Origin of the sequence: Streptomyces sp. NBC_01520, assembly GCF_045040375.1 — a bacterium.
Classification (GTDB): Bacteria; Actinomycetota; Actinomycetes; order Streptomycetales; family Streptomycetaceae; genus Streptomyces.
Genome location: NZ_CP109404.1, coordinates 4920618 through 4940948, shown reverse-complemented (window position 1 = coordinate 4940948; position 20331 = coordinate 4920618). Strand labels below are relative to the sequence as shown.

Below are 20331 nucleotides of genomic sequence, written 5' to 3'. Positions count from 1 at the left end.
CAGGCCCGCTCTGCCAGCTCCCACATGGGGGTCCCAGTAGTTCTCGCCGAAAAAACAACGCTATGCCGTGCAGCGGCTCCTGATCTGGCCTGATTCGAGTCCGCGGAGTAGCCGGATGAGCTGCTGGCCGCGGTGCTCGGTGCGGTGCGGCTCGAAGCGGATCAACATCCACACCGGGGCCGTCCGCGCCTACGACGTGATCCGGATGCTCTCGCGCGACGGGCGCCCCACCCCGCTGGGCGACGCGATCGCGCACTACGGGCGGATCGCGAAGACCCTGCACATCCTGCGCCTCGCGGACGAGCCCGGATACCGGCGGCACATCAAGGTGCAGGCCAACCTCCAGGAGGGCCGCCACGCGCTCGCCCGGAAGATCTTCCACGGCCGGGCCGGGCAGCTCTACCAGCGCTACCAGGACGGCATGGAGGACCAGATCGGGGCTCTCGGACTGGTCCTCAACGCCCTGGTGCTGTTCACCACCCGCTACATGGACGCCGCCCTCGCCCAGCTGCGCACCGAGGGCTTCGAGGTCCGCGACCGGGATGTGGCCCGGCTCTCCCCGTTCGTGCGTCACCACGTCAACATGCTCGGCCGGTACTCCTTCCAGCTCCCCGACCTGCCCGGTGGCCTGCGGCCCCTGCGCGACAAGGACACCGCCGACCAGGGGTGAGCGCCGGCACGCAGCTGGGTGGCGAGTACCTGCCTCGGCGCGGGGTGGGCCCCGGCCGGCCGATCGGGAAGTGAGGTTTCCGGGTCCCCGTGACAGGTGCGTTCTCGTGGCTGAGCGGAGCCCGGCAGGACTGCCGTGCTCCGCTCTTGGACCTGGGCCGGTGAACCGGCCTGCCAGCATGGGGTACTTAGCGGGCGGGCCGGTGGCTACAGAACGGCGACGGTGAAGGGAACGTCAGCCAAGTCGTTGTGGTAGTTGCTCGTCACGACGGTGATGGTGCGGGTCTTGCCGTTGCAGTTGCTGTTCGGGATGGCGGTGATCATGGACCGAAAGTTGTTGACCGTGGCGAGTACGGCCGCGTTGCGCAGGTCGATGGTGGGGTCGGAGACCGCCACGCAGTAGTAGCCCGCCGGCTGGCCGTTGACTCGTTCGGCCGAGGCGACGTTCTTGGTCGCCAGGAGGGTTCCGTCAGCGCTGACCTTGGCCGCGGCCCGGGCGTAGGGCGCGTTCAGGTTGGCCGGGGCCGCGGAGGCGGGACCGGCCAGGAGCGGCACCGACGCCACTGCTGCGGCGGCCAGGGCGAGGACTCGGATGCGCATGGTGTTTCCCTTCGCGGCCGCAGCCGTCACCGGTTGCGGCCCTGCATGTGGATGGGCGCCCTTTTGGGACGGAGTTACGGCCCGGCCGAAACCAGGTGCTCGGTCATTCACTCCCGTCGCCCACGCCGCGGCACAGCCGGTTTCACCCCTGCGGATGATCATGGTCGCCGAAATCACCCGAACGGCCCTCTCGGTGTCGGACCCCGGGTGTGAGCAGATGACGCCCAGCTGGCGCCCCCGGGTGCGGCCGCCTTCGCACCCCGGACCCGCAGGCGTCCGTGACCGCTGGTGAGACCGTTGTCCGCATGCGGTCCCAGATCCCCGGACAGGACGGCCGGCCCTACCGCCAGGCCGTCGCGAGACTGGCCCGCGTTCGCGGCCGGTAGGCCACTCGATGCGGTGGTGCCGCTGCGCGGCGCGGTCGTAGGCATCCCGGCGTGCGACGACGATCGTGACGTCAACAGCAGGGGAACGGCTCGCTCGGAGGAGTTGTCCAAGGGCGATGGTCGCGTCGGGGGACCGATGCGATGCCAGGGTCTGCCTAGGCTCACCGGCGTGACCAGCCCTCCGCTCGGACAAGGCAGCGCCGGACTGGCCGGCAGACCCGCGTCGGCCACCTTAAGTACCGGCCGGCGGCAGCGAAAGGAAATGCTTCATGAGCGACCCGCAGGACGGCGCGATCACTCCGGTCACCTCAGAGCAGGTGACCCGGATTGCCGAGCGCGGCATCTACGCCTCGCCGACGTCACTGGACCCGGCCGCCGTCAACGTGGCCCAGGCCCTGCTCGCCACGCTGAGCGGCACGGCCGACGGTCCGTTACTGACGCCCGACCTCCAGCAATTGACGGAGCAGGTGCAGCAGGCTGCCACCATCGGCTTCCCTCGGATCGTGGACTTTGATGGTGTGCGACTGTCGGCGCACACCATCAAGCTCAACGGGTCGGAATCCCGGCCTTTGGTGATCGTGCCCTCCGCCTGGACCCCGCTCGGCTGGCCCCTGTTTGAGTACACCTATCTGCGGCTGGCGGCGCGCGGCTACCACGTGCTGGCCTACACCCCGCGTGGCATCGGTGCCACCGCGTCCATGCAGGGTGGTGGCTACATCGATGGCCCGTTCACCTCCGGCGGGACGATCGACGTGGCCGGCCCCATGGACTGGAGCGACGGCTCCACGGTCATCGACTACGCCGAGCAGCACTTCAACCCCAGCCGCATCGCCTTCCTCGGCGAGTCCTACGGCTCGGCCATCAGCCAGCTCGTCGCGGCACACGATCCGGGGGATCGGGTGAACGCCGTTGTGGCCCTGAACGCGTGGGGCGACCTCTCCGCAGGTGCCGGTCTCGGCAACGACGAGCACAGTGCCGCGGTGTCGGCCCTGATCGGCCTCGCCGGCGGACCCGCCGAGCGGAAGTTCGACGAAGATACCCAGCTTCTCATCGCAGACCTCCAGACCGGCCGGAACCTCGAAGTGGTGACCGAGTGGGCGACGGAGCGGACTCCGTCCAGCTACATCGAGTCGACCAACACCCGCGGCATCCCCACGTTCCTGTCCAACCGGAACGAGGCGCTCTTCCTGGCCGCACAGATCACCAAATACTTCAGCGACCTGACCGTACCCAAGCGGCTGCGCCTGCGGTCGGGTGACCACCCCGCGCCCGAGGCCACCGGCCTGACTGTGCCGTTCAGCGGTTCCAACCCTCCGGTCGACGAGGCATTCGACTGGCTGGACCACCACTTGCTCGGGACCAAGAACGACGTGCCCAACTGGTCCGAGACCAGCAAGTAGGGCAGGTTCGCGCGCAGGGCCCAGGACTCCAGCGCGGAGCAGAACTGATCACCGTCGAACGTTTCGTTCGGCCGCGTCCGGACCCGCGCACAGCGCAACTCCCCCGTCGGCCTGACGGGGGAGTTGCGTTTGTCCGAGGAAGATCACCGCCACTTTCTCACCTACGTGGTGCGCACCGTGCACATCTGGAGCGCGAAGCCGAGCTGGTGGTGCGTGGAACGTCGCAGCGCGATCAGATCGCGGTCGACGTGGTCCAGGAAGAAGAACCGCTCCAGCTCGGGGCGGGGCGGCTCCTCGGCGAACTTCCCGTACGCCTCAGCCTGCTCATCAAGAGGTACTGAGAAGTGGCTTTGTTCACGAGTTGGTTCTGGCTCACTTTCCGTGGAGGGCTGACTGAGTGTGATGTCAGTGGTGTGTGGTGGGACGGCCGGACTTTGCTGCCGTGACCTGCTGGGAGTCCGCCTTGATGCCCGTGTACTCGTCTCTGACCCACGCCCTGGCCGAGGCTTTGGTCGATGTCCTGTGGTTCGTCGCAGGCAGTGATGACGAGCAGATGGATCCGGACGATGCCGTCAAGGTCATGGAGGGCGTCGCCCACTTGGTCAGCAAGCTGTCGAGCGAACAGCGGAACGAGTTGATCGAACTGCTTGGGACGATGGCCGACGCTGAGTCCGACCCCGCGCGGCGTGAGTTCCTGGAAGGGTTCCCGGAAGGCTTCGGGCTCCTTGAGGATGGGGTCTGACCTGTGCTTTACGAGTAGAGCAGGACGCGTTTGCGGAGAAGGGCGAAGCCGGCCCGGCCGAACATCTGGCGTTTGAGCATCTTGATTCGGTTGACGTGGCCTTCGACGACGCCTGAGCTCCAGGGCAGTGTGAGGCCGGCGATGACCGCATCGCGGTCACGGTCGATGCCTGCGGCGAGTGTGTGGAGGCCGGGGAGGTCGTCTTGCCGGACGGCATCGAGCCACTGCGGCAGTCGTTCGCCCTGGCGCTCGGTGAGCATCTGACCGAAGGAGCGGACATGGCCGGTGAGGGCGTCCAGTTCAGGGCAGTGGACAAGAACGGCCTTGAGCCGAAGTTGCTCCGTCTCGTTGAGGGTCTCCGGCCGGCGGAGGATCCATCCGGCGACGACGCGGGGTGACGGTGGCCGAGCTCTGTTGGGTCCCGGGGAGAGCCGCTTCTCCCGGAAATAGGCGCGAACCCGCTGGTAGCTGCCCTGATAGCCGAGCGGCACGATCTCTTCCCACACGGTCCAGGCGTTCGTGCAGCCCTGGTTCCAGCGGTCATCCAGGTTGGCGCATCCTGATGCCGCAGATAATAGGGCGTTATCCGTGGGAAGACTTCAAACCGGCCCCGTGGCCGACACCCCGTCAGGCGCTCACCAGGGCCGACGCACGCTTAGTGGTCGACTCCGCAAGCCTTCGGGGGGTCGTCGCGCACGGCGGTGGTGGCTGTCGCGGAGTCCGTGCACGGCAGCGGATACAGTGGCCGCGACCGCCACACAATGGTGGTGGTCGCGGCCACGCGGGGAAGGTGTCCGGCGGTGAGCCGAGGGTCAGCCGCCCAGGACCGAGCCGAACTCGGCGTTGGGGTAGGTGAAGCCGAAGGACTCCTCGTTGAACGAGGCCGCGCCGCTCGCCGTCAGTCCGGTCGTCGAGCCACGCAGCACCCAGTCGCCGCCGTCGCGAGTCGACCCGTCAAAGACGTCCTCGCCCTTCGCTGCGATCGCGACGTCCGCCACGCCGTTGCCGTCGACGTCGGAGATGCGTACGGCGGAGCCGAACCAGTCGTCCGCCTTCGCAACGCCGGGCACGTGGGGGGTGGACTGATCGAACGCCTGGGCGCCGGTGCCGGTCAGGCCGGTGGCCGTGCCGTTGAGCAGTACCACCGCGCCGGCTTGCGTCGCACCGCTGACAGTCTTGCCCGGCACGCCGACCGCGACATCCGCGTAGCCGTCGCCCGTGACATCACCGACCGCGAGGGATGCGCCGAAGTTGTCGCTGGGCTCGTTCGCGCCCGGGACGCCGGAGGTGTCCTGGTCGATCGTGTCGGAGCGGTGGGCGCCGAGGCCCTCTGCGCTGCCGTAACGGATGTGGAGGAAGCCCGCGGCATCTGAGTACTCGCCCGCGGTGGCCGCCGATGAAGGGATGTGGCCAGTAACGAGGTCGGTGTAGCCGTCGTGGTCGATGTCCCCGGCAGCGGCCGCGATAGCGGGGGCCTCGTTCTCGCCGGAAGCGCCTGCGCTCGGGTCGGCGGGCCAGACCCCGTCGAGCCGGTCGGCGCCCCAGGTGTAGACGCCGGTGAACTGGCAGTCAGTGGTGCCGTCACAGCTCTTGGGGCCCGTGACGACCAGCTGGGCGCGCCCGGCTCCGGTGAAATCGCCGACGGTCAGCGTGCGGGGCTCGATGTAGGCGTTGAAGTACTCGGAATACTTCGCGCCGGTCGGCGCCGTACGGCCCGCGAGGTCGTCGTACACCCACAGCTTGTCGCGGCTGAGTGCAGCGAGCTGCGGAGTGCCGTCGCCGTCGAAGTCGGCGACGGCGACCTTCTTGGCGAAGTCCTTCTCGTCTTCCCAGGCGTTGTCGGCGAGCGGGCTGTCGATCTCGATGCCGCCGTTTGCCAGGCCGTTCGCGCCGCCCCACAGGACGGTGAGGCTGCCGAAGGAACCGCTGTTGTAGTCCATCCGCTCGCCGGGGGAGCCGACGACCAGGTCGATGTAGCCGTCGGCGTCGAGGTCGCCGGTGGCGTAGGTGCTGCCGAAGCGGTCGCCGTATTCGGCGGTGCTCGGGACCTCGGCGGAGTTCTGTGTGAGCGTCACCGAACGGGCCGGGGACACGCCGTCGGCGGAGCCATAGAGGACGGTGACCGAGCCTGCGTCGGTGCTTCCGTCGACGGTGGCTTGCGGGGTGGCCACGACGAGGTCGGTGAAACCGTCGCCATTGAAGTCGTCCGCCGCGGTGGTGACCGCACTCGCCGTGGGGGCAAGGGTCAAGGACAGGCCTGCGGATGCCGCCACGACGGTGACGGCGACGGCGACGGCGAGGTTGCGTACGCGCAAGATTGCTCCAGTCTCAGGAGGCGGAAGAGAAGCGTGGGGGGGCACTGGCATGACACTCGAGGTGAGCCGAGGGTTGTGCGCGGACGGCCAATAAGATCGAAGTCGGGGCGGGGTGCGGTGCGTTGGGCAGATCTCGGAAGCCGTTGCGTAGTCTGCTCGAAGCGCCTGGCGGAAAGGCGCGGCTGCCAGGGCTCGGGGACCTCCGAGGCTCCGTCGATGACAATGGCGACGTCAATGTCCGACAGAGCCAGAGCTCCAGTGGCCGGTGAAGAGCCTCGCCCGGCACCGCCTCCAGACCGTCGGCCATGAGTGCCGCCAGTCACCCGGGGAGATGACGCCCGGCATGCGCGGTGACCACAACCCTGCCCTTAATCGCGGTCTGGTGGCACAGACTGCGAATGGCGGTGGACTTGCCCCTCCCGATACTCCGACGACCCGACTGGGGCACGCAGAGGGCACGCGCCGCACCCGGCACCTGACCAGACGCCAGCAACAGCACCGCCCCCGACGTCAACCCCCGAAGGACTTACGGCGCCGACCACTTAGCGCACGATCTGACACGGATGTTCCTTAGGCCCCGAGACCCACGGCCGGGTGGCCCACCTGCTCACCAGCGAGCAGGTGCGGGGGCTGGACGGGTTGCTGGTGGTCGAGCCGGCGCTGGGCTCGACGCGGCTGCACTGGATGGTGACGGGACCGGTGCAGGGGTCGCCGACGAGCGTGAAGGGCGAGGTCGAGAAGCTGCTGTTCCTGCGGGGACTGGGCTCCGACGTACTGGATCTGTCCGCGCTGCCCGCCGAACGCCGCCGCTACCTGGCTCAGATCGGCCGCCGTCTGACGGCACAGGCCCTGGTGCGGCGCGAGCCCAACCGGCGTCACCCGATCCTGCTCACGCTGCTGGCGCAGTCCGCGGTCGATGTCCTGGACTCGGTGGTGCAGCTCTTCGATCAAACCCTGACGGGCTCGGAGTCGCGGGCGAAGATCAAGCTGCGCGAGGTGCTCGCCGAGCGGGCCAAGCTGTCGGAGGACCGGCTCGCCCTGCTGGACGAGATCCTGCCAGTGCTCGCGGACACGGGTATCCCGGACGAGGAGGTCGGGACGCTGCTGCGCGGGAAGATTGGCATGAGCCGGCTGCGGGCCGCGCACGCCGGGGCCACCGTGCGGCTGCCGCGCGACCACGGGCACCTGGCGCTGCTGGACGGCTCCTACACCTACATCCGACAGTTCGCCCCGAAGGTCCTGGAAACGGTGCGGTTCAAGGGCGGCACCGAGGCGAAGCCGCTGATCGAGGCCCTGGAGATCCTGCGGGAGCTGAACGCCACCGGCGCCCGCAACGTCCCCGAAGGAGCCCCCACGCTGTTCGTGCCGACCCGGTGGCAGGGCTACCTTGGTGAGGCCGCAGCGAAGGGCGATACGACCGCCTACCGGCACTACTGGGAGCTGTGCACGCTGCTCGCACTGCGCGACGGCCTGCGGTCGGGGGACGTGTACGTGCCGGGCTCGCGCCGCTACGACAACCCGGCCGCCTACCTGTTCAAGCCCGCCCAGTGGGAGGCGCACCGGACCGAGTTCTGCTGCCTGGTCGGCAAGAGCCCCGACTTCTCCGAGGCCCTACCACTGGTGATGGACGAGCTGGACGAGGCCCTCACCGACCTGGAGGGAGTCCTCAGGCGCGGTGACGGGCCCGTGCGGCTCAACGACGCCGGTGAGCTGGTCATCTCGCCGCTGACGGCGGAGGACATCCCGTCCGAGGCCGAGGAGCTGCACGGCGAGCTGGAGAAGATGCTGCCGAACGTGCCGATCGCCTCGCTGCTGGTGGAGATGGACCGGCACACCGGGTTCCTGGACTGCTTCACCCACGCCGGCAGCAAGCAGGCCCGTTCCCCGCAGTTGAAACGGAACCTGATCGCCTGCCTGATCGGTCTCTCCACCAACCCCACGTCTCCGACCAGCACTCCACCTTCGGCACGAAGGTCATCGTGGCCACGCACCGCGAGGCCCACTACGTGCTGGACGAGATCCTCGGCAACGCCACCGACCTGCCGATCAGCGAGCACGCGACCGATACGCACGGCGTGACCCTGGTCAACTTCGGGCTCTTCGACCTGGTCGGCAAGCAACTCTCGCCCCGCATCCGCGACCTGGGCAAAATCACCCTGTACCGGTTGGGCGCGAAGGCCGACTACGAGGACCGCTTCCCGACCGCCGGGCCGCTGCTGACCAAGAAGGCCAACCTGGACCTGGTCGCCGACCACTGGGACGACCTGCTCCGTCTGGCGGGCTCGCTGAAGTACGGGCACGCCACCGCCTCCCTGATCGTCGGCAAGCTGTCCGCCTCCTCCCGGCAGAACGCGCTGGCCGCCGCGTTGAAGGAGTGCGGGGCGATCCGCAGAACGATCTATGCGGCGAAGTACCTGTCGGACGAGGGCTACCGCCGCAAGATCGCCCGCCAGCTCAACAAGGGCGAGTCCCTGCACGCCCTGCGCCGCCAGCTTCACTACGCCCGTGAGGGCAAGGTCGCCCGGCGCCAGCCCGAGCAGCAGAACGAGCAGGCGTGGTGCCTGACCGTCGTGACCAACAGCGTGGTCTGCTGGCACACCGTGTACATGGGCCTGGCCGTCGATGAACTCCGTACCGCCGGCCGCGAGGTGGACGCCGAAGTGCTGGCACACATCTCCCCGGCCCGCAGCTCGGTGGTCAACTACTACGGCTCCATCACCGTCGACTACGAGCGCGAACTCGCCCAGCTCGACGACCGAGGACACCGCCCGCTACGGACCGTGGACACGGACGACCCCGGAGCCGGGCTGTAGTAATAGCCGGCCCCGGCGCCGCCCCAACGGGGATGAAGGCGCCGGGGCGTCCGGGGCGAGAGGCACAGGCCCCGACGGTCCGCCTACCCGGCTCCGGGGACAAGCGCCTCGACCTGGGGCTGGCCGCCGCTGTGCCCCGTCCCCGGACCCCGCCGGACACTGCCGACCGATCGAGCACGGAGAAACGATGAGGGCTTCCAAGGCCTCATCCGTTCCCCATGTCTTGATCCCGAGCGGACTCAGTTGCGGTAGTGGTTGGCGATTGCGGCGAAGGCGGCCTTGGGCTCCCAGGGCAGGTCGGGGTAAGTGTCGCCGTGGCGGTCTTCGAGGATCTTGACGATGCCGAGGCTGGCGAGGTCGAGGTCGTCGCGAGGATCGCCGTCGGGGCGGTGGGGCAGGTTGTACAGCGCGAAGAGGAACACGAAGGCGCTGTCGACGCCCTCGCTGTCGAAGATCTCCAGTAATTCGCTCAGGTATGCCGCTTGGCCGGCCTCGTCGCGCTCGTATTCTCCGGTCAGCCGGAGCGGAGCGCCGGTGGCTTCGTCGGTTTCGAGGATTTCCATGCTGCGGGGTGCGACGTCACCCGCGCCGCGCCAGGTGGCGGTGCCGAAGCCGGTGATAGCGACCGGTTTGGGCTGTGCGACGAGGCTGCGCACGGCGTCTCGGAATCGGTCGGCCACCTCCGCAGATCGGATGAGTTCGAAGGTCGTGAAGTCGAACAAGTCCCAGTCGACGGCTTCGAACTGAATGGCGGCGTAGGTGACCTTGCCGTGGAAGCGCTCGCGGACCACCGCCACGGCTTCGCGGAGGAAGGCGTTGAGGCGGGTGCCGACTGCGGCGATCCTCTCGGGCCGACGGGCCGGGTCGCTCAGCAGCCAGCCGATTCGCTCTTCGGTGCTGTCGCCTTCGAGGAACCCATGGTTCATGACGCTCAGTTCAGCGCCTGCGACGAACACGACCTCGGCTCCCTGTGTTCGGAGTCGCTCGGCCCGCTCTGCGCAGTCGGCGATCAGGGTGAGGATCTCGTCGGTCGTCAGCTCCAGCGGGTAGGGCGAGAACCAGATCTCCAGTCCGAGCTCGGCGGCGTGACGGGCGGCGAGTTCCAGGCGGCCCGGGTCGCCGCCGGTGATGTGGACGGCAGTGCAGTGGAGATCGTCGCGGATGATGGTCAGCTCCTTCTTGACCAGGTCGGGGTCGAAGTGCTCCCGGGAGCTGCTGCCATTGCGGAGGAAGCCGGTGTCGTAGCAGATGCCCTTGGCTCGCATGCGTCTGACCTTTCTGCAGGAGGGCCCGAGAGTAGAAGCAAATATTGCGTGCACGCAAGTTTGCGTGCACGCACTCAGGCTGGGACACTTCGAGGGTGACGACAAGGCGGACCGGGCTGCGCGAGGAGAAGAAGCAGGCCACCCGAGTGGCATTGCGTGAGGCGGCACTTCGGCTGGCCCTCAAGCACGGGCCCGACAACGTCCGCGTCGACGACATCGCCGAGGCAGCCGGGGTCTCGCCGAGGACCTACAACAACTACTTCTCCAGTCGCGAACAGGCGATCGTCGCTGCCGTCACCGCCGAACGGGAATCCCGGGTCGCCGCGGCCGTAGCAGCCAGGCCCGCCCGTGTCCGCCTCGCCGACGCCTTGGCCGAGGCGATCCTGGAGCAGTACACCGAACCGCGTGACCACGACGAGCTGCTGCTGATCACCGCCAGTCCTGCGCTGCGTGACACGTTCCTCGACGCCGCCGCAGCGATCGAACCCCCCCTCGCCGCAGCGATCGATCAGCGCCTCGGCTGCACCGGCACGCCTGCCCCTCGCGTGCTCGCGGCGAGCGTGGCCGCTGCGGTTCGGATCGCACTCCAGCAGTGGCTCCAACCTCCGGCCGCACCCCTCGCAAGCGGTGGGCTCGTCGTGCCGTCCGGCTCGCTACCAGACCTGCTCCGCTCCGCGCTCGCCACACTCGAACCCGCACTTGACGCCGCCGAAGAACAGGCACAACAGCGCTTGCGCCAGTGAATCCGTTCCGCTGGCGGCTCTGACGTCGCGGTGGGTCCGGCGGCGTGAGCCGCAGTGCCGTCAACGATCGGCGGCAGCGTTTCATAGGTGGTCCCCGTTTCCACACCGGGCGCAGACGGCATCGCCGCAGGGTCGATTTGTTTCATCGGTCGTTTCCTTCCTACTGACCGGTGAAACGCATTCCTGAAACGATCCCGGCGTGATCACCGACCCGTACCGGCTCGTCGAGTCGCACGTCTGCCCGATGTCCACCTGCCAGGCCCCGGCGGGCTCGCCATGCCGCACCACCTCCGGCAAGGTCGCACTCAAGTACCACACCGCCCGCTTCCAACTCGTCCCCGGGCTCCGCTCCGAACTGCACGTCGCCACCCCGGCCGTACGCCATCCCGGCTCCGTCTGGACGGCCCTGCCAGTGCAGAAGCTCGCCGCGTCGGCCGTGCCGATGGAAGTCCGGCTCGCGTACGCCCGCATCTCGACCCGGACGCAGGAAATCCAGTCCCAGGTCGACGCCCTCGAAGCCGCCGGTGTACACCGGCTGTTCCAGGAACAGATCAGCACCCGGGTCCGCGAGCGCCCCGAAATGAAGGCGGCCCTGGCGGCGGCCCGCGAGTACCGCTCCCTGGGAGTGAAGGTCACCCTCGTGGTGCACGAGATGAAGCGTCTGGGTCGCGGCGCCCTGGAACTGCTGAAGGTCGCCGAGGAACTGCGGGACGCGGAAATCGAGTTGGAGTTCCCCACCGGCCCCCTCGCCGGGAAGCACGACCCGTCCGGCCACGGGGCCGCCCTGTTCGCCTTCTTCGCCGCCATGGCCGAGTCCGAACGCGACTACATCCGCGACAAGACCCTCGAAGGACAGGAGACCGCCCGCAAGAACGGCAAGGCCATCGGTGGCGTCAAGGTCTCCGACGACGACATGCTCGCCACCGCCCTCCGACTGCGCGACCAGGAACACCTGTCCCTGCGCGAGATCGCCTCCCGCCTCGTTATCCGCACCGGCAAGAAGCGCGGCCAGCACCCAGCCCCGGCCACCGTCATGCGCATGCTGCGCGAACACGACGAGCAGACAGCCACAGCCACTCTGGATCCCACAGCCTGACCTGGGGATCAGTCCTTAGCGTTGTTTTTTCGGCGAGAACTACTGGGACCCCACATGGTCGTCAGGTGACTCTGCCGGGTGCCTGTCACCTCGGCGAGCGCGACGATCGCCCCCTTGGGCGCGAGCAGCCGGCCGTTCGGACAGCGCTCCCACGACGCTCTGCTGCAGCCCGGACGGTCGGCGACCGCGGCCATGCCCAGTCCGCCGCGGTCGACCAGTCTGCGTATCTGAGCGGCGAACTCCCTCACCTGTGGGTCGAGTTCCTCCGGTAACGCCTTCCAACGAGGCATCGCTTCCCCCGGCCCTGCCCCGGTGCGCCCCCGCACCGGGGCAGGGCCGGGGACCTGTGTCCCGTGGTGGCCGTGCACGGTTCCGGACCACCCGGAAGGATGCACGGAGACAGGGCGTCAGTTCCGGACAAAGGGGTGCACAGGGGCGTTCGGTAGTACCGCGCGCTCCGTCGTGCGCCGTACACGCCGGTCGTCGCGCATCGTCGCCAGGCGATCACACGGTGGCGGAATGGTCACTTCCGTGCCACAGGCACCAGGCATACCTTGATCCAGGTACCGCATGTACATGACGCTGGAGGCAGGACGGGGCAGGCCGCTCAAGTCGCCTCATCACGGTGCTTCTCGCACCGGTACGCGCCGTCCGGTGTCCGTCCCTTCTCGGGGGAGGGGACGGACACCACCGCCACCTGTCGCGTGGGGCGGGCGGAGTCCTAGCGGATCGTGAAGTGGACGACGTCCTGAAGGATCGGGACATGCAGCCACGGCTTGGGCTGCGCCATCAGCGCGAGCAGCACGATCAGCACGCCCATGAGGCCGTACGTGACGAGATCGGTGAACCGGGACCGCACGGCCAGCATGCCGACGGAGGGCACGACCCAGCGCAGCACGGCTCCCACCAGGAGGGCCACACCGATCAGCATCGCCCCGATCCGGAAGGCCTCGGTGAAGGGGTCGGTGCCCACGATCAGCAGCCCTGCCCCGGCGGTGCAGAGCACCGTGAGCAGCGGCCACTGCCGTGCGGGGGCGGGCGCGTCGCCCGGTGCCGCACGGCCGCCGCCCTCGGGGCGGGCGGTGTCGTGGGTCAGTGAGAAACGGCGCGACGGGGCGCGGGTGGAGCCGCCGCCCGCACCGTCCCCGGTCGGCTCGTCGGCCGTGGTGTCGGGCTCACCGGCCGTGGACGTAGCGGTGGCGGCCTTCTCCTCGGACCCGGTGGCGGGTCCGGCGCCCTCGACCGCACCGGGGGCGTGCGAACCGTCCGCCGGACTCGTACCAGCACCCATGGTGTTCCTTCCGGTCCCGGTCAGCCGGCCGCTGGGGCGGAGGCCTCGGCGGCGGCGAGCTCGGCCGCCTCGACGACGTTGACCAGCAACTGGGCGCGGGTCATGGGGCCGACGCCCCCCGGGTTCGGTGCGACCCAGGCGGCCACCTCGGCCACACCGGGGTGCACGTCGCCGACGATCTTGCCGTTCTCGTCCCGGCTGACACCGACGTCGAGCACGGCCGCGCCCGGCTTCACGTCCTCGGGCTTGATCAGGTGGGCGACACCGGCGGCGGCCACGATGATGTCGGCCTGGCGCAGGTGCGCCGAGAGGTCACGGGTGCCGGTGTGGCACTGGGTGACGGTGGCGTTCTCGGACTTGCGGGTGAGCAGCAGCGGGAGCGGCCGGCCGATGGTGACGCCGCGGCCGACGACGACCACGTGCGCGCCGTTGATCTCCACGCCGTGACGGCGGAGCAGGGTGACGACGCCCTGCGGGGTGCAGGGCAGCGGGCCGGCCTCGTTCAGCACGAGCTTGCCCAGACTCATCGGGTGCAGCCCGTCGGCGTCCTTCGCCGGGTCCATCAGCTCCAGGACGCGGTTGGTGTCGATCCCCTTGGGAAGGGGAAGCTGCACGATGTAGCCCGTGCACTCGGGGTTGGCGTTGAGCTCCCGTACGACGTCCTCGATCTCCTCCTGGGTGGCGGTGCCGGGGAGTTCGCGCTGGATGGAACCCATGCCGACCTCGGCACAGTCGCGGTGCTTGCCGTTCACGTACCACCGGCTGCCCGGGTCGTCGCCGACGAGCAGGGTCCCCAGGCCGGGTGTGACTCCCTGCTCCTTGAGGGCCGCCACGCGGACGGTCAGATCGGACTTGATCGCAGCTGCGGTGGCCTTGCCATCGAGAATCTGGGCAGTCATGACACCCATCCTCGCGGATGACCCCGCCCGCATACCAATTCCGGGCTGCCACGTGGACGCTTGGTTGCACTTGCACAACACATTCGGCGATCGGCTGGACAGAAAGCCGATGTCAGAGCGACGATGAGGCGCGCAGCATCGCGGACAGTGCCGGGGGGACCAACCGTTCAGATTGCGCAGCATTCCTCCGCCAGGGCCGCGTCGTCCCCACACGTGCAGACGGAGGAAACTCGCCATGAGCTTCGGCGACCCCAACAACCCCTACGGCCAGCAGCAGGGCGGGCAGCCGGGCTACGGCTATCCGCAGCAGGCACCGCAGGGTGTCCCGCCGCAGGGCTACGGCTACCCGCAGGCCCCGCCCGTCCAGGGTGGTTACGGCTACCCGGGCGCCCCGGTCGAGATGCCGGGCGGCGTGAAGGCCGCCCGGATCATGCTCTACGTCCTCGGTGGTTTCCAGGTACTCGGCGCGATCATCATGGTCGCCGGCGGTGCCTGGCTGAGTGACGAGCTGTCCAAGTCCGGGGCCTACGGCAGCTCCACCGACCAGGACATGGCCGCGATCGGCCTCGGCGTCTTCGTCGTCTTCGGCATCCTGACCCTCGGCATCGCCCTCTGGGCCATCCTGACCGCGACCAAGTTCCGTTCCGGCGGCAGCGGTACCCGTATCTCGGCGATCGTCTACGGCTCGCTCGTGACGCTCTTCAGCGTCATCAGCCTGCTGACGACGAACGTCTTCGCCATCATCAGCATCGCGCTGGGCGTCCTGATCATCGTCTTCTGCGCCCGGCAGGACGGCGCCGCCTGGTTCCAGCGTCCGCGTTACTGAGACGCCCCGCCGGCGCGCGTGACCGACGCGCGCGACCGGCATGCGTGGACGACGCCGTCACCGGCACGCGCCGTGACCGCACGAAGGCCGTGACACCCGCAGCCGCGCGGGTGTGCGGCCTTCAGCCTTTTCCGGGTGCCGGAGTCGTCCGTTCCATCACGACGAAGGACCCCGCCCGGTGCTTGAGCCGGTAGCGCGCCTCGGGGTGGAGCTGTTCGGCGTACCGCACCGGGTCGTCGATCGGCCGCGACCAGCCGAAGTCCATGTTGATGGCGACGACATCGGGCGCGGTGCCCGGGGCCCCGCCGATCCAGTAGACCGTGCGGTCGCCGGTCAGGTGCGCCATGAGCGTGATGTCGGTCTCGACGCGCGCACCCACGGGGATGGCGTCCAGCGCCTCCTCGGCCGCCTCGGTGCGGGCGTCGGCGCTGTACGTCTCCGGGCGCAGCAGTTCGCGCAGCGGGAGGTGCTGGGTGAGGGCCACGGCGATGGCGGTGGCGACGGGGACGGCGACGTTCGCGTACGAGACGAGCCAGGGCCGTTTCGAGGCGCGGCTGCGGCGGATGCCGTCGGCCATGGCCAGGAAGACCACGGGCATGAGGATCGCGCTGTAGTGCCAGACCATGCCCCAGTGGTTGGAGTCCTGGGACAGCAGGCGCCAGCCGAGGGTGGGGACGACGAGCAGGAGCAGCGGGGAGCGCAGTGCCATGAAGGCGGTGATGCCGACCAGGAAGACCAGCATCTCCACCTTGACGGAGGAGCCGAGCGCGCCGAGGACGGAGTCGAGCAGGGAGACCTCCTGCTCGCCGTTCTTGTCGATCTTCTTCCAGTAGTCGTACGTCCCCGCGCTGCTGGCCGCGGGTATGAGGACGAGGACCGTGAGCGCGAACGCGAACACTCCGAAGGCCGCGAGCAGGAAGCCCTGGACGCGCCGCCCGCGAAGGGCGAGGAGGGCACCGGCGACCGCGACGGTGACGCCGAGGTCCTCCTTGACCAGGACCAGCGGGAGTGCCCAGAGGACGACGGCCCGCCACCGCTCCATGAGCAGGGCCCGGCAGACGAGGGCGATCAGCGGGACGGCGAACGCTATCTCGTGGAAGTCGGCCTTCACCGCTTCCTGGAGGCCCCAGGAGAGTCCGTACGCGACGGTGACGCAGAGGCCGGAACGGCCGCCGAGGAGCTGCTGGACGGTACGCCCGACGATGACGGCGGAGGCGGCGAACAGGGCGGCCTGCGCGAAGAGCAGGGCGACGGCGGACGGCCAGATCCAGTAGAGCGGGACCAGGAGCGCGACCAGGGGGCTGAAGTGGTCGCCGAGGATCAGATAGCCGGGACCCTTGATGTCGACGACCGGGGCGTTCAGCCCGGCGTAGGCGCGGACCTCCTGCTCGAAGATCCCCAGGTCCCAGGAGGGCGACTGGAAGTGGCTGTACCGCAGGTAGGCGTACAGGAAGTAGAGCGCGCACAGGAGGACGGAGACGATCAGGTACGGACGCAGCGGTGCCGGGTGCGGAAGGCCGGCGGCTGTCCCCGGCTCCCCGTCCTTGACCCTGTTCCCGTCTTCGCTCGCATCCCCGTCCCCGGACTCGTCGTCCGTCTCGCTCTGGTTCAGCTCAAGCAACGATGCCCCCGCAACGGAATTCCCTCACTGGTCACTGCCGGGCCGCACCGATCCCGCAGGCCGCGGCCCGGCAAAGGCCATTCATTAGAACAGAGGGGCGACGGAATTCCGTACGGCGGGACGCGGGACGCCCGAGGCACCACGGGCCGGCGTGCCACAGGCCGCACCCGGAGTGGGGTGCGGCCTGTGGCGGACCACTGCGGATCCTCAGTGGAAGAAGTGGCGTGTACCGGTGAAGTACATGGTCACGCCCGCCTTCTTCGCGGCCTCGACGACGAGCTCGTCGCGGACCGAGCCGCCCGGCTGGGCCACGGCCTTGACACCGGCTGCGGTGAGGATCTCCAGGCCGTCGGGGAACGGGAAGAAGGCGTCCGACGCGGCGTACGCACCGCGTGCCCGCTCCTCACCGGCCCGCTCGACGGCGAGCTTGGCGGAGTCGACGCGGTTGACCTGACCCATGCCGACGCCGACCGATGCGCCGTCCTTGGCGAGCAGGATCGCGTTGGACTTGACCGCACGACAGGCCTTCCACGCGAAGGAGAGCTCCCTGAGCTCGTCCGCGGAGAGTGCCTCGCCGGTCGCGAGGGTCCAGTTGGCCGGGTCGTCGCCGTCGGCCTGGAGCCGGTCGGTGACCTGGAGCAGCGCCCCGCCGTCGATGGGCTTCACCTCGAACGCGGACGTCAGGGCGTCGGGGCAGCGCAGCACCCGGATGTTCTTCTTGCGGGCGAGGACCTCGACCGCGCCGTCCTCGTACGCCGGGGCGACGATGACCTCGGTGAAGATCTCCGCGACCTGCTCGGCCATCTCGACGGTCACCGGGCGGTTGACGGCGATGACTCCGCCGAAGGCCGACAGCGGGTCGCAGGCGTGCGCGTTGCGGTGCGCCGTCGCGACGTCGTCCGCGATCGCGATGCCGCACGGGTTGGCGTGCTTGATGATCGCGACGCACGGCTCGGTGTGGTCGTACGCGGCACGGCGCGCGGCGTCGGTGTCCGTGTAGTTGTTGTAGGACATCTCCTTGCCGTGCAGCTGCTCGGCCTCGGCGAGACCGCCCTCGCCGGAGGTGTAGAGCGCGGCGGGCTGGTGCGGGTTCTCGCCGTAGCGCAGGACGTTCTTGCGTACGAAAGTGTCCCCCAGGAACTCGGGGAGGCCCGAGTCGTCCGAGGCCGCGTAGTCGTCCGCGAACCAGGAGGCGACGGCGACGTCGTAGGCGGCGGTGTGGCGGAAGGCCTCGGCGGCGAGCCGCTTGCGGGCGGTCAGGTCGAAGCCGCCGGCCTTGACCGCGGCCAGGACGTCGGCGTAACGCTCCGGGCTCGTCACGACGGCCACGGACGGGTGGTTCTTGGCGGCGGCGCGGACCATCGAGGGACCGCCGATGTCGATCTGCTCCACGCACTCGTCGTCGGACGCGCCGGAGGCGACGGTCTCCTTGAACGGGTACAGGTTGACGACCACGAGGTCGAACGGCTCCACGCCGAGCTCGGCGAGCTGCTCGCGGTGGGCGTCCAGGCGCAGGTCGGCGAGGATGCCGGCGTGCACCCGGGGGTGCAGCGTCTTGACGCGGCCGTCGAGGCACTCGGGGAAGCCGGTGAGCTCCTCGACCTTGGTGACCGGCACCCCGGCGGCGGCGATCCTCCCGGCGGTGGAGCCGGTGGAGACCAGCTCGACACCCGCCTCGTGCAGACCGCGGGCGAGGTCTTCGAGCCCCGTCTTGTCGTAGACACTGACCAGGGCGCGGCGGATGGGCTTATTCACCGACATGACCGAGATGAACCTTTCGTCCCTCAATGCGATAGCCGTCGCGGGCGAGCCGCCCTACGGCCTCGACGAGCAGCTTGCGCTCGACTTTCTTGATGCGTTCGTGGAGAGCGGCTTCGCCCTCCGCCGTGTCCTCTTCGGTCACCTCGACCACGCCCTGCGCGATGATCGGACCGGTGTCGACACCGTCGTCGACGAAGTGGACGGTGCACCCGGTGACCTTCACGCCGTACGCGAGCGCGTCGCGCACCCCGTGGGCACCGGGAAAGCTGGGCAGCAGGGCGGGGTGGGTGTTGACGATCCGGCCGCCGAACCCGGCGAGGAAGTCCTTGCCCACGATCTTCATGAATCCCGCGGACACGACGAGGTCCGGGCGGTGCTCCGCCACGGCGGCGGTGAGCGCGGCGTCCCACTCGGCGCGGCTCGCGTGGGCGCCGAGCTTGCACACGAAGGTGGGAAGCCCGGCACGCTCGGCACGCTCGAGTCCGACGGTGCCGTCGCGGTCGGCGCCGACCGCGACGACCTGGGCGCCGTAGCTCCCGGGGTCGTCGCCGATCGCGTCGAGCAGCGCTTGCAGATTCGTGCCGGAGCCGGAGACCAGCACGACAAGACGGGCCGGAGCGGCGGAGGGGGGCGGCGAGGCCACAGCAGGGCCCTTTCTCGCGTGGTAAGGCAGGTGCGTGGTACCGAAGATGCGTTTGTATGGTCGTACGAAAGAATCTCGCCCCCCGATACGGGGAACTCTACGAACGGGCCGACCGTCAGCAACGATACCGGCACACCCGGCGGCCCCCACGGGACGGGGGCGCGGCCGGGAGGTAGCGTCAGGTGACAGGCAACCGTCCTCAGGGCGGACATGACGAGATGGGGAAGACGTTCACCACATGCCGGACCGCCTCCGCACCGCCTTTGGCCACCCGCTGCCCGAGCGGACTTCCGCGCTGATGCGGGAACGCCGGCCCTCGTCGCCGGACTCCTCCCCGTCGGGTTCCTCCCCGTCGGCTTCCTCCCCGTCGGCTTCCTCCCCGTCGGCTTCCTCCCCGTCGGCTTCCTCCCCGTCGGCTTCCTCCCCGTCGCCGGACTCCCCGTCGGCGCCCGGCTCCTCTCCGGCGGCACCGGACTCCTCCGCGCCCTCGGACGACAATCCGTTCGCCGCGCCGCCCGAGGACCGGCCCGACCAGCCCTGGCAGCCCCGCCACCCGGCGCCCGGGGCGGGGAACCCGGGCAACGGCGGCCAGGACGGCTCGTCCGACGACCGGCCCGCCTGGGGCAGCCGGTGGAGCGACAAGCAGCCGGGCCGGCAGAACGGCGGCTTCGGCAGCCGCCCCGGGGGCCCCGGCGGGCAGGGCGGCAAGGGCGGCCCCGACGGCAGTCCCGGCGGAATGCGCTGGGATCCCACCGATCCCGCTCAGCGGCGCGCCCGCTACGCGGTGCTGGGCGGCATGTGGGCGTTCTTCTTCGCCCTCTTCGACTTCCCCGAGATCGCCCTGCTGCTCGGCGCCCTCGCCGTGTACTGGTCGATCAGCGCCCTGCGCACCGGACCGCGGAAGGCCGGGACGCCTGACGCCACGGGGTCCGGCGGGGCCCAGGACCGTACGCCCGCCGCCACCGCGCCGTCCGGGACCGCTCCGGGAGCCGCTCCCGGCGGAGCTTCCGGTGCCGCTCCCGGCGCTGGTGCCGCCACCGGGCAGATCAGTGGTCGGCAGCAGACCACGGCGGCCGTGAGCGGCCTGGTGACCGCGCTGCTCGCGCTGACGATCGTCGCCACGAGCTTCACGGTCGAGCTGGTCTACCGCGACTACTACACGTGCGTGAACGACGCGCTCACCAAGTCCGGCGCCCTGGCCTGCAACGACCTGCTGCCCGACCCGCTGGAGCCCTTCTTCGGCGTGAAGAAGTAGCCCCGG

At 69.5% G+C, this 20331-nt stretch carries 16 protein-coding genes and 4 pseudogenes; 9 read left to right on the top strand and 11 right to left on the bottom strand.

The window, feature by feature from the left end:
* Nucleotides 1-172 precede the first annotated feature (172 nt).
* A pseudogene (locus tag OG524_RS22565) lies at nucleotides 173-670 on the top strand (Tn3 family transposase); the annotation flags it as partial.
* Between the two features lie 206 nt (nucleotides 671-876).
* Here OG524_RS22565 and OG524_RS22560 read toward each other — a convergent pair.
* Nucleotides 877-1269 (bottom strand): hypothetical protein, encoded by a 393-nt coding sequence (locus OG524_RS22560; protein WP_405389042.1) that lies wholly within the window; start codon nucleotides 1267-1269, stop codon nucleotides 877-879.
* A gap of 655 nt (nucleotides 1270-1924) precedes the next feature.
* Here OG524_RS22560 and OG524_RS22555 point away from each other — a divergent pair.
* Nucleotides 1925-3055 carry an alpha/beta fold hydrolase gene (locus OG524_RS22555; RefSeq protein ID WP_405389043.1) on the top strand — a complete coding sequence of 377 codons (1131 nt, stop codon included), beginning with the start codon at nucleotides 1925-1927 and terminating at the stop codon, nucleotides 3053-3055.
* Nucleotides 3056-3225: 170 nt separating this feature from the next.
* On the opposite strand, the pseudogene OG524_RS22550 reads toward OG524_RS22555, so the two are convergent.
* Nucleotides 3226-3384: pseudogene (locus OG524_RS22550) on the bottom strand (DUF4158 domain-containing protein); the annotation flags it as partial.
* A gap of 113 nt (nucleotides 3385-3497) precedes the next feature.
* Between OG524_RS22550 and OG524_RS22545 the strand changes: the two are divergent.
* Nucleotides 3498-3797 (top strand): hypothetical protein, encoded by a 300-nt coding sequence (locus tag OG524_RS22545; protein ID WP_405389044.1) that lies wholly within the window; start codon nucleotides 3498-3500, stop codon nucleotides 3795-3797.
* Between the two features lie 8 nt (nucleotides 3798-3805).
* Here the strand turns inward: OG524_RS22545 and OG524_RS22540 are convergent.
* Nucleotides 3806-4351 (bottom strand): annotated as a pseudogene (locus tag OG524_RS22540) (transposase); the annotation flags it as partial.
* 258 nt (nucleotides 4352-4609) lie between these two features.
* The gene (locus tag OG524_RS22535; RefSeq protein WP_405811579.1) at nucleotides 4610-6112 is read right to left on the bottom strand and encodes an FG-GAP repeat protein; all 1503 of its coding nucleotides are present in this window, start codon (nucleotides 6110-6112) and stop codon (nucleotides 4610-4612) included.
* A gap of 594 nt (nucleotides 6113-6706) precedes the next feature.
* Between OG524_RS22535 and OG524_RS22530 the strand changes: the two genes are divergently transcribed.
* Both OG524_RS22530 and OG524_RS22525 read left to right on the top strand, forming a co-directional pair.
* On the top strand, nucleotides 6707-8191 hold the full coding sequence (locus tag OG524_RS22530; protein ID WP_405389046.1) for a Tn3 family transposase: 1485 nt from the start codon (nucleotides 6707-6709) through the stop codon (nucleotides 8189-8191).
* A complete protein-coding gene (locus OG524_RS22525; protein WP_405389047.1) occupies nucleotides 8092-8925 on the top strand; it encodes a Tn3 family transposase in 834 nt (277 codons plus the stop codon). The genes OG524_RS22530 and OG524_RS22525 overlap by 100 nt, the downstream gene beginning before the upstream one ends.
* A gap of 239 nt (nucleotides 8926-9164) precedes the next feature.
* Here OG524_RS22525 and OG524_RS22520 read toward each other — a convergent pair whose 3' ends face one another.
* Entirely contained in the window at nucleotides 9165-10190 is a 1026-nt protein-coding gene (locus tag OG524_RS22520) for a hypothetical protein (RefSeq protein ID WP_405389048.1), read from the bottom strand.
* Between the two features lie 95 nt (nucleotides 10191-10285).
* Here OG524_RS22520 and OG524_RS22515 point away from each other — a divergent pair, with 95 nt between their 5' ends.
* Together OG524_RS22515 and OG524_RS22510 are read left to right on the top strand one after the other, a co-directional pair.
* A complete protein-coding gene (locus OG524_RS22515) occupies nucleotides 10286-10933 on the top strand; it encodes a TetR/AcrR family transcriptional regulator (protein ID WP_405389049.1) in 648 nt (215 codons plus the stop codon).
* Between the two features lie 199 nt (nucleotides 10934-11132).
* Nucleotides 11133-12029: a recombinase family protein gene (locus OG524_RS22510; protein ID WP_405811578.1), complete on the top strand. Its 897-nt coding sequence runs from the start codon at nucleotides 11133-11135 to the stop codon at nucleotides 12027-12029.
* Nucleotides 12030-12079: 50 nt separating this feature from the next.
* Here the strand turns inward: OG524_RS22510 and OG524_RS22505 are convergent.
* From OG524_RS22505 to OG524_RS22495, 3 genes and pseudogenes are all read right to left on the bottom strand, one after another.
* A pseudogene (locus OG524_RS22505) lies at nucleotides 12080-12319 on the bottom strand (helix-turn-helix domain-containing protein); the annotation flags it as partial.
* A 431-nt stretch (nucleotides 12320-12750) separates the two neighbouring features.
* Nucleotides 12751-13320, bottom strand: coding sequence for a DUF3017 domain-containing protein (locus OG524_RS22500; RefSeq protein WP_405811577.1), 570 nt, complete (start codon nucleotides 13318-13320; stop codon nucleotides 12751-12753).
* 20 nt (nucleotides 13321-13340) lie between these two features.
* Complete coding sequence (locus OG524_RS22495; RefSeq protein ID WP_405389052.1) at nucleotides 13341-14219, bottom strand: bifunctional methylenetetrahydrofolate dehydrogenase/methenyltetrahydrofolate cyclohydrolase; 879 nt, start codon at nucleotides 14217-14219, stop codon at nucleotides 13341-13343.
* A 235-nt stretch (nucleotides 14220-14454) separates the two neighbouring features.
* Here OG524_RS22495 and OG524_RS22490 point away from each other — a divergent pair, with 235 nt between their 5' ends.
* Nucleotides 14455-15045: a hypothetical protein gene (locus OG524_RS22490; RefSeq protein WP_405389053.1), complete on the top strand. Its 591-nt coding sequence runs from the start codon at nucleotides 14455-14457 to the stop codon at nucleotides 15043-15045.
* A gap of 121 nt (nucleotides 15046-15166) precedes the next feature.
* On the opposite strand, the gene OG524_RS22485 is transcribed toward OG524_RS22490, so the two are convergent.
* The 3 genes from OG524_RS22485 to purN all read right to left on the bottom strand — a co-directional run bounded on the left by OG524_RS22485 (nucleotide 15167) and on the right by purN (nucleotide 19070).
* Complete coding sequence (locus OG524_RS22485; protein ID WP_405389054.1) at nucleotides 15167-16666, bottom strand: DUF2079 domain-containing protein; 1500 nt, start codon at nucleotides 16664-16666, stop codon at nucleotides 15167-15169.
* Between the two features lie 207 nt (nucleotides 16667-16873).
* Complete coding sequence (purH, locus tag OG524_RS22480; protein WP_405389055.1) at nucleotides 16874-18427, bottom strand: bifunctional phosphoribosylaminoimidazolecarboxamide formyltransferase/IMP cyclohydrolase; 1554 nt, start codon at nucleotides 18425-18427, stop codon at nucleotides 16874-16876.
* Entirely contained in the window at nucleotides 18414-19070 is a 657-nt protein-coding gene (gene purN, locus OG524_RS22475; RefSeq protein ID WP_405389056.1) for a phosphoribosylglycinamide formyltransferase, read from the bottom strand. Before purN ends, purH begins: the two co-directional genes overlap by 14 nt.
* 238 nt (nucleotides 19071-19308) lie before the next feature.
* Here purN and OG524_RS22470 point away from each other — a divergent pair, with 238 nt between their 5' ends.
* Nucleotides 19309-20325: a hypothetical protein gene (locus tag OG524_RS22470; RefSeq protein ID WP_405811576.1), complete on the top strand. Its 1017-nt coding sequence runs from the start codon at nucleotides 19309-19311 to the stop codon at nucleotides 20323-20325.
* Nucleotides 20326-20331: the final 6 nt, after the last annotated feature.

Bases quoted from the DNA above. Each gene is read 5' to 3' on its own strand.
- OG524_RS22555 (WP_405389043.1), top strand. From the start codon at position 1,925: ATGAGCGACCCGCAGGACGGCGCGATCACTCCGGTCACCTCAGAGCAG.
- OG524_RS22495 (WP_405389052.1), bottom strand. From the start codon at position 14,219: ATGACTGCCCAGATTCTCGATGGCAAGGCCACCGCAGCTGCGATCAAG.
- OG524_RS22490 (WP_405389053.1), top strand. From the start codon at position 14,455: ATGAGCTTCGGCGACCCCAACAACCCCTACGGCCAGCAGCAGGGCGGG.
- OG524_RS22500 (WP_405811577.1), bottom strand. From the start codon at position 13,320: ATGGGTGCTGGTACGAGTCCGGCGGACGGTTCGCACGCCCCCGGTGCG.
- purH (WP_405389055.1), bottom strand. From the start codon at position 18,427: ATGTCGGTGAATAAGCCCATCCGCCGCGCCCTGGTCAGTGTCTACGAC.
- OG524_RS22470 (WP_405811576.1), top strand. From the start codon at position 19,309: ATGCCGGACCGCCTCCGCACCGCCTTTGGCCACCCGCTGCCCGAGCGG.
- OG524_RS22560 (WP_405389042.1), bottom strand. From the start codon at position 1,269: ATGCGCATCCGAGTCCTCGCCCTGGCCGCCGCAGCAGTGGCGTCGGTG.
- OG524_RS22520 (WP_405389048.1), bottom strand. From the start codon at position 10,190: ATGCGAGCCAAGGGCATCTGCTACGACACCGGCTTCCTCCGCAATGGC.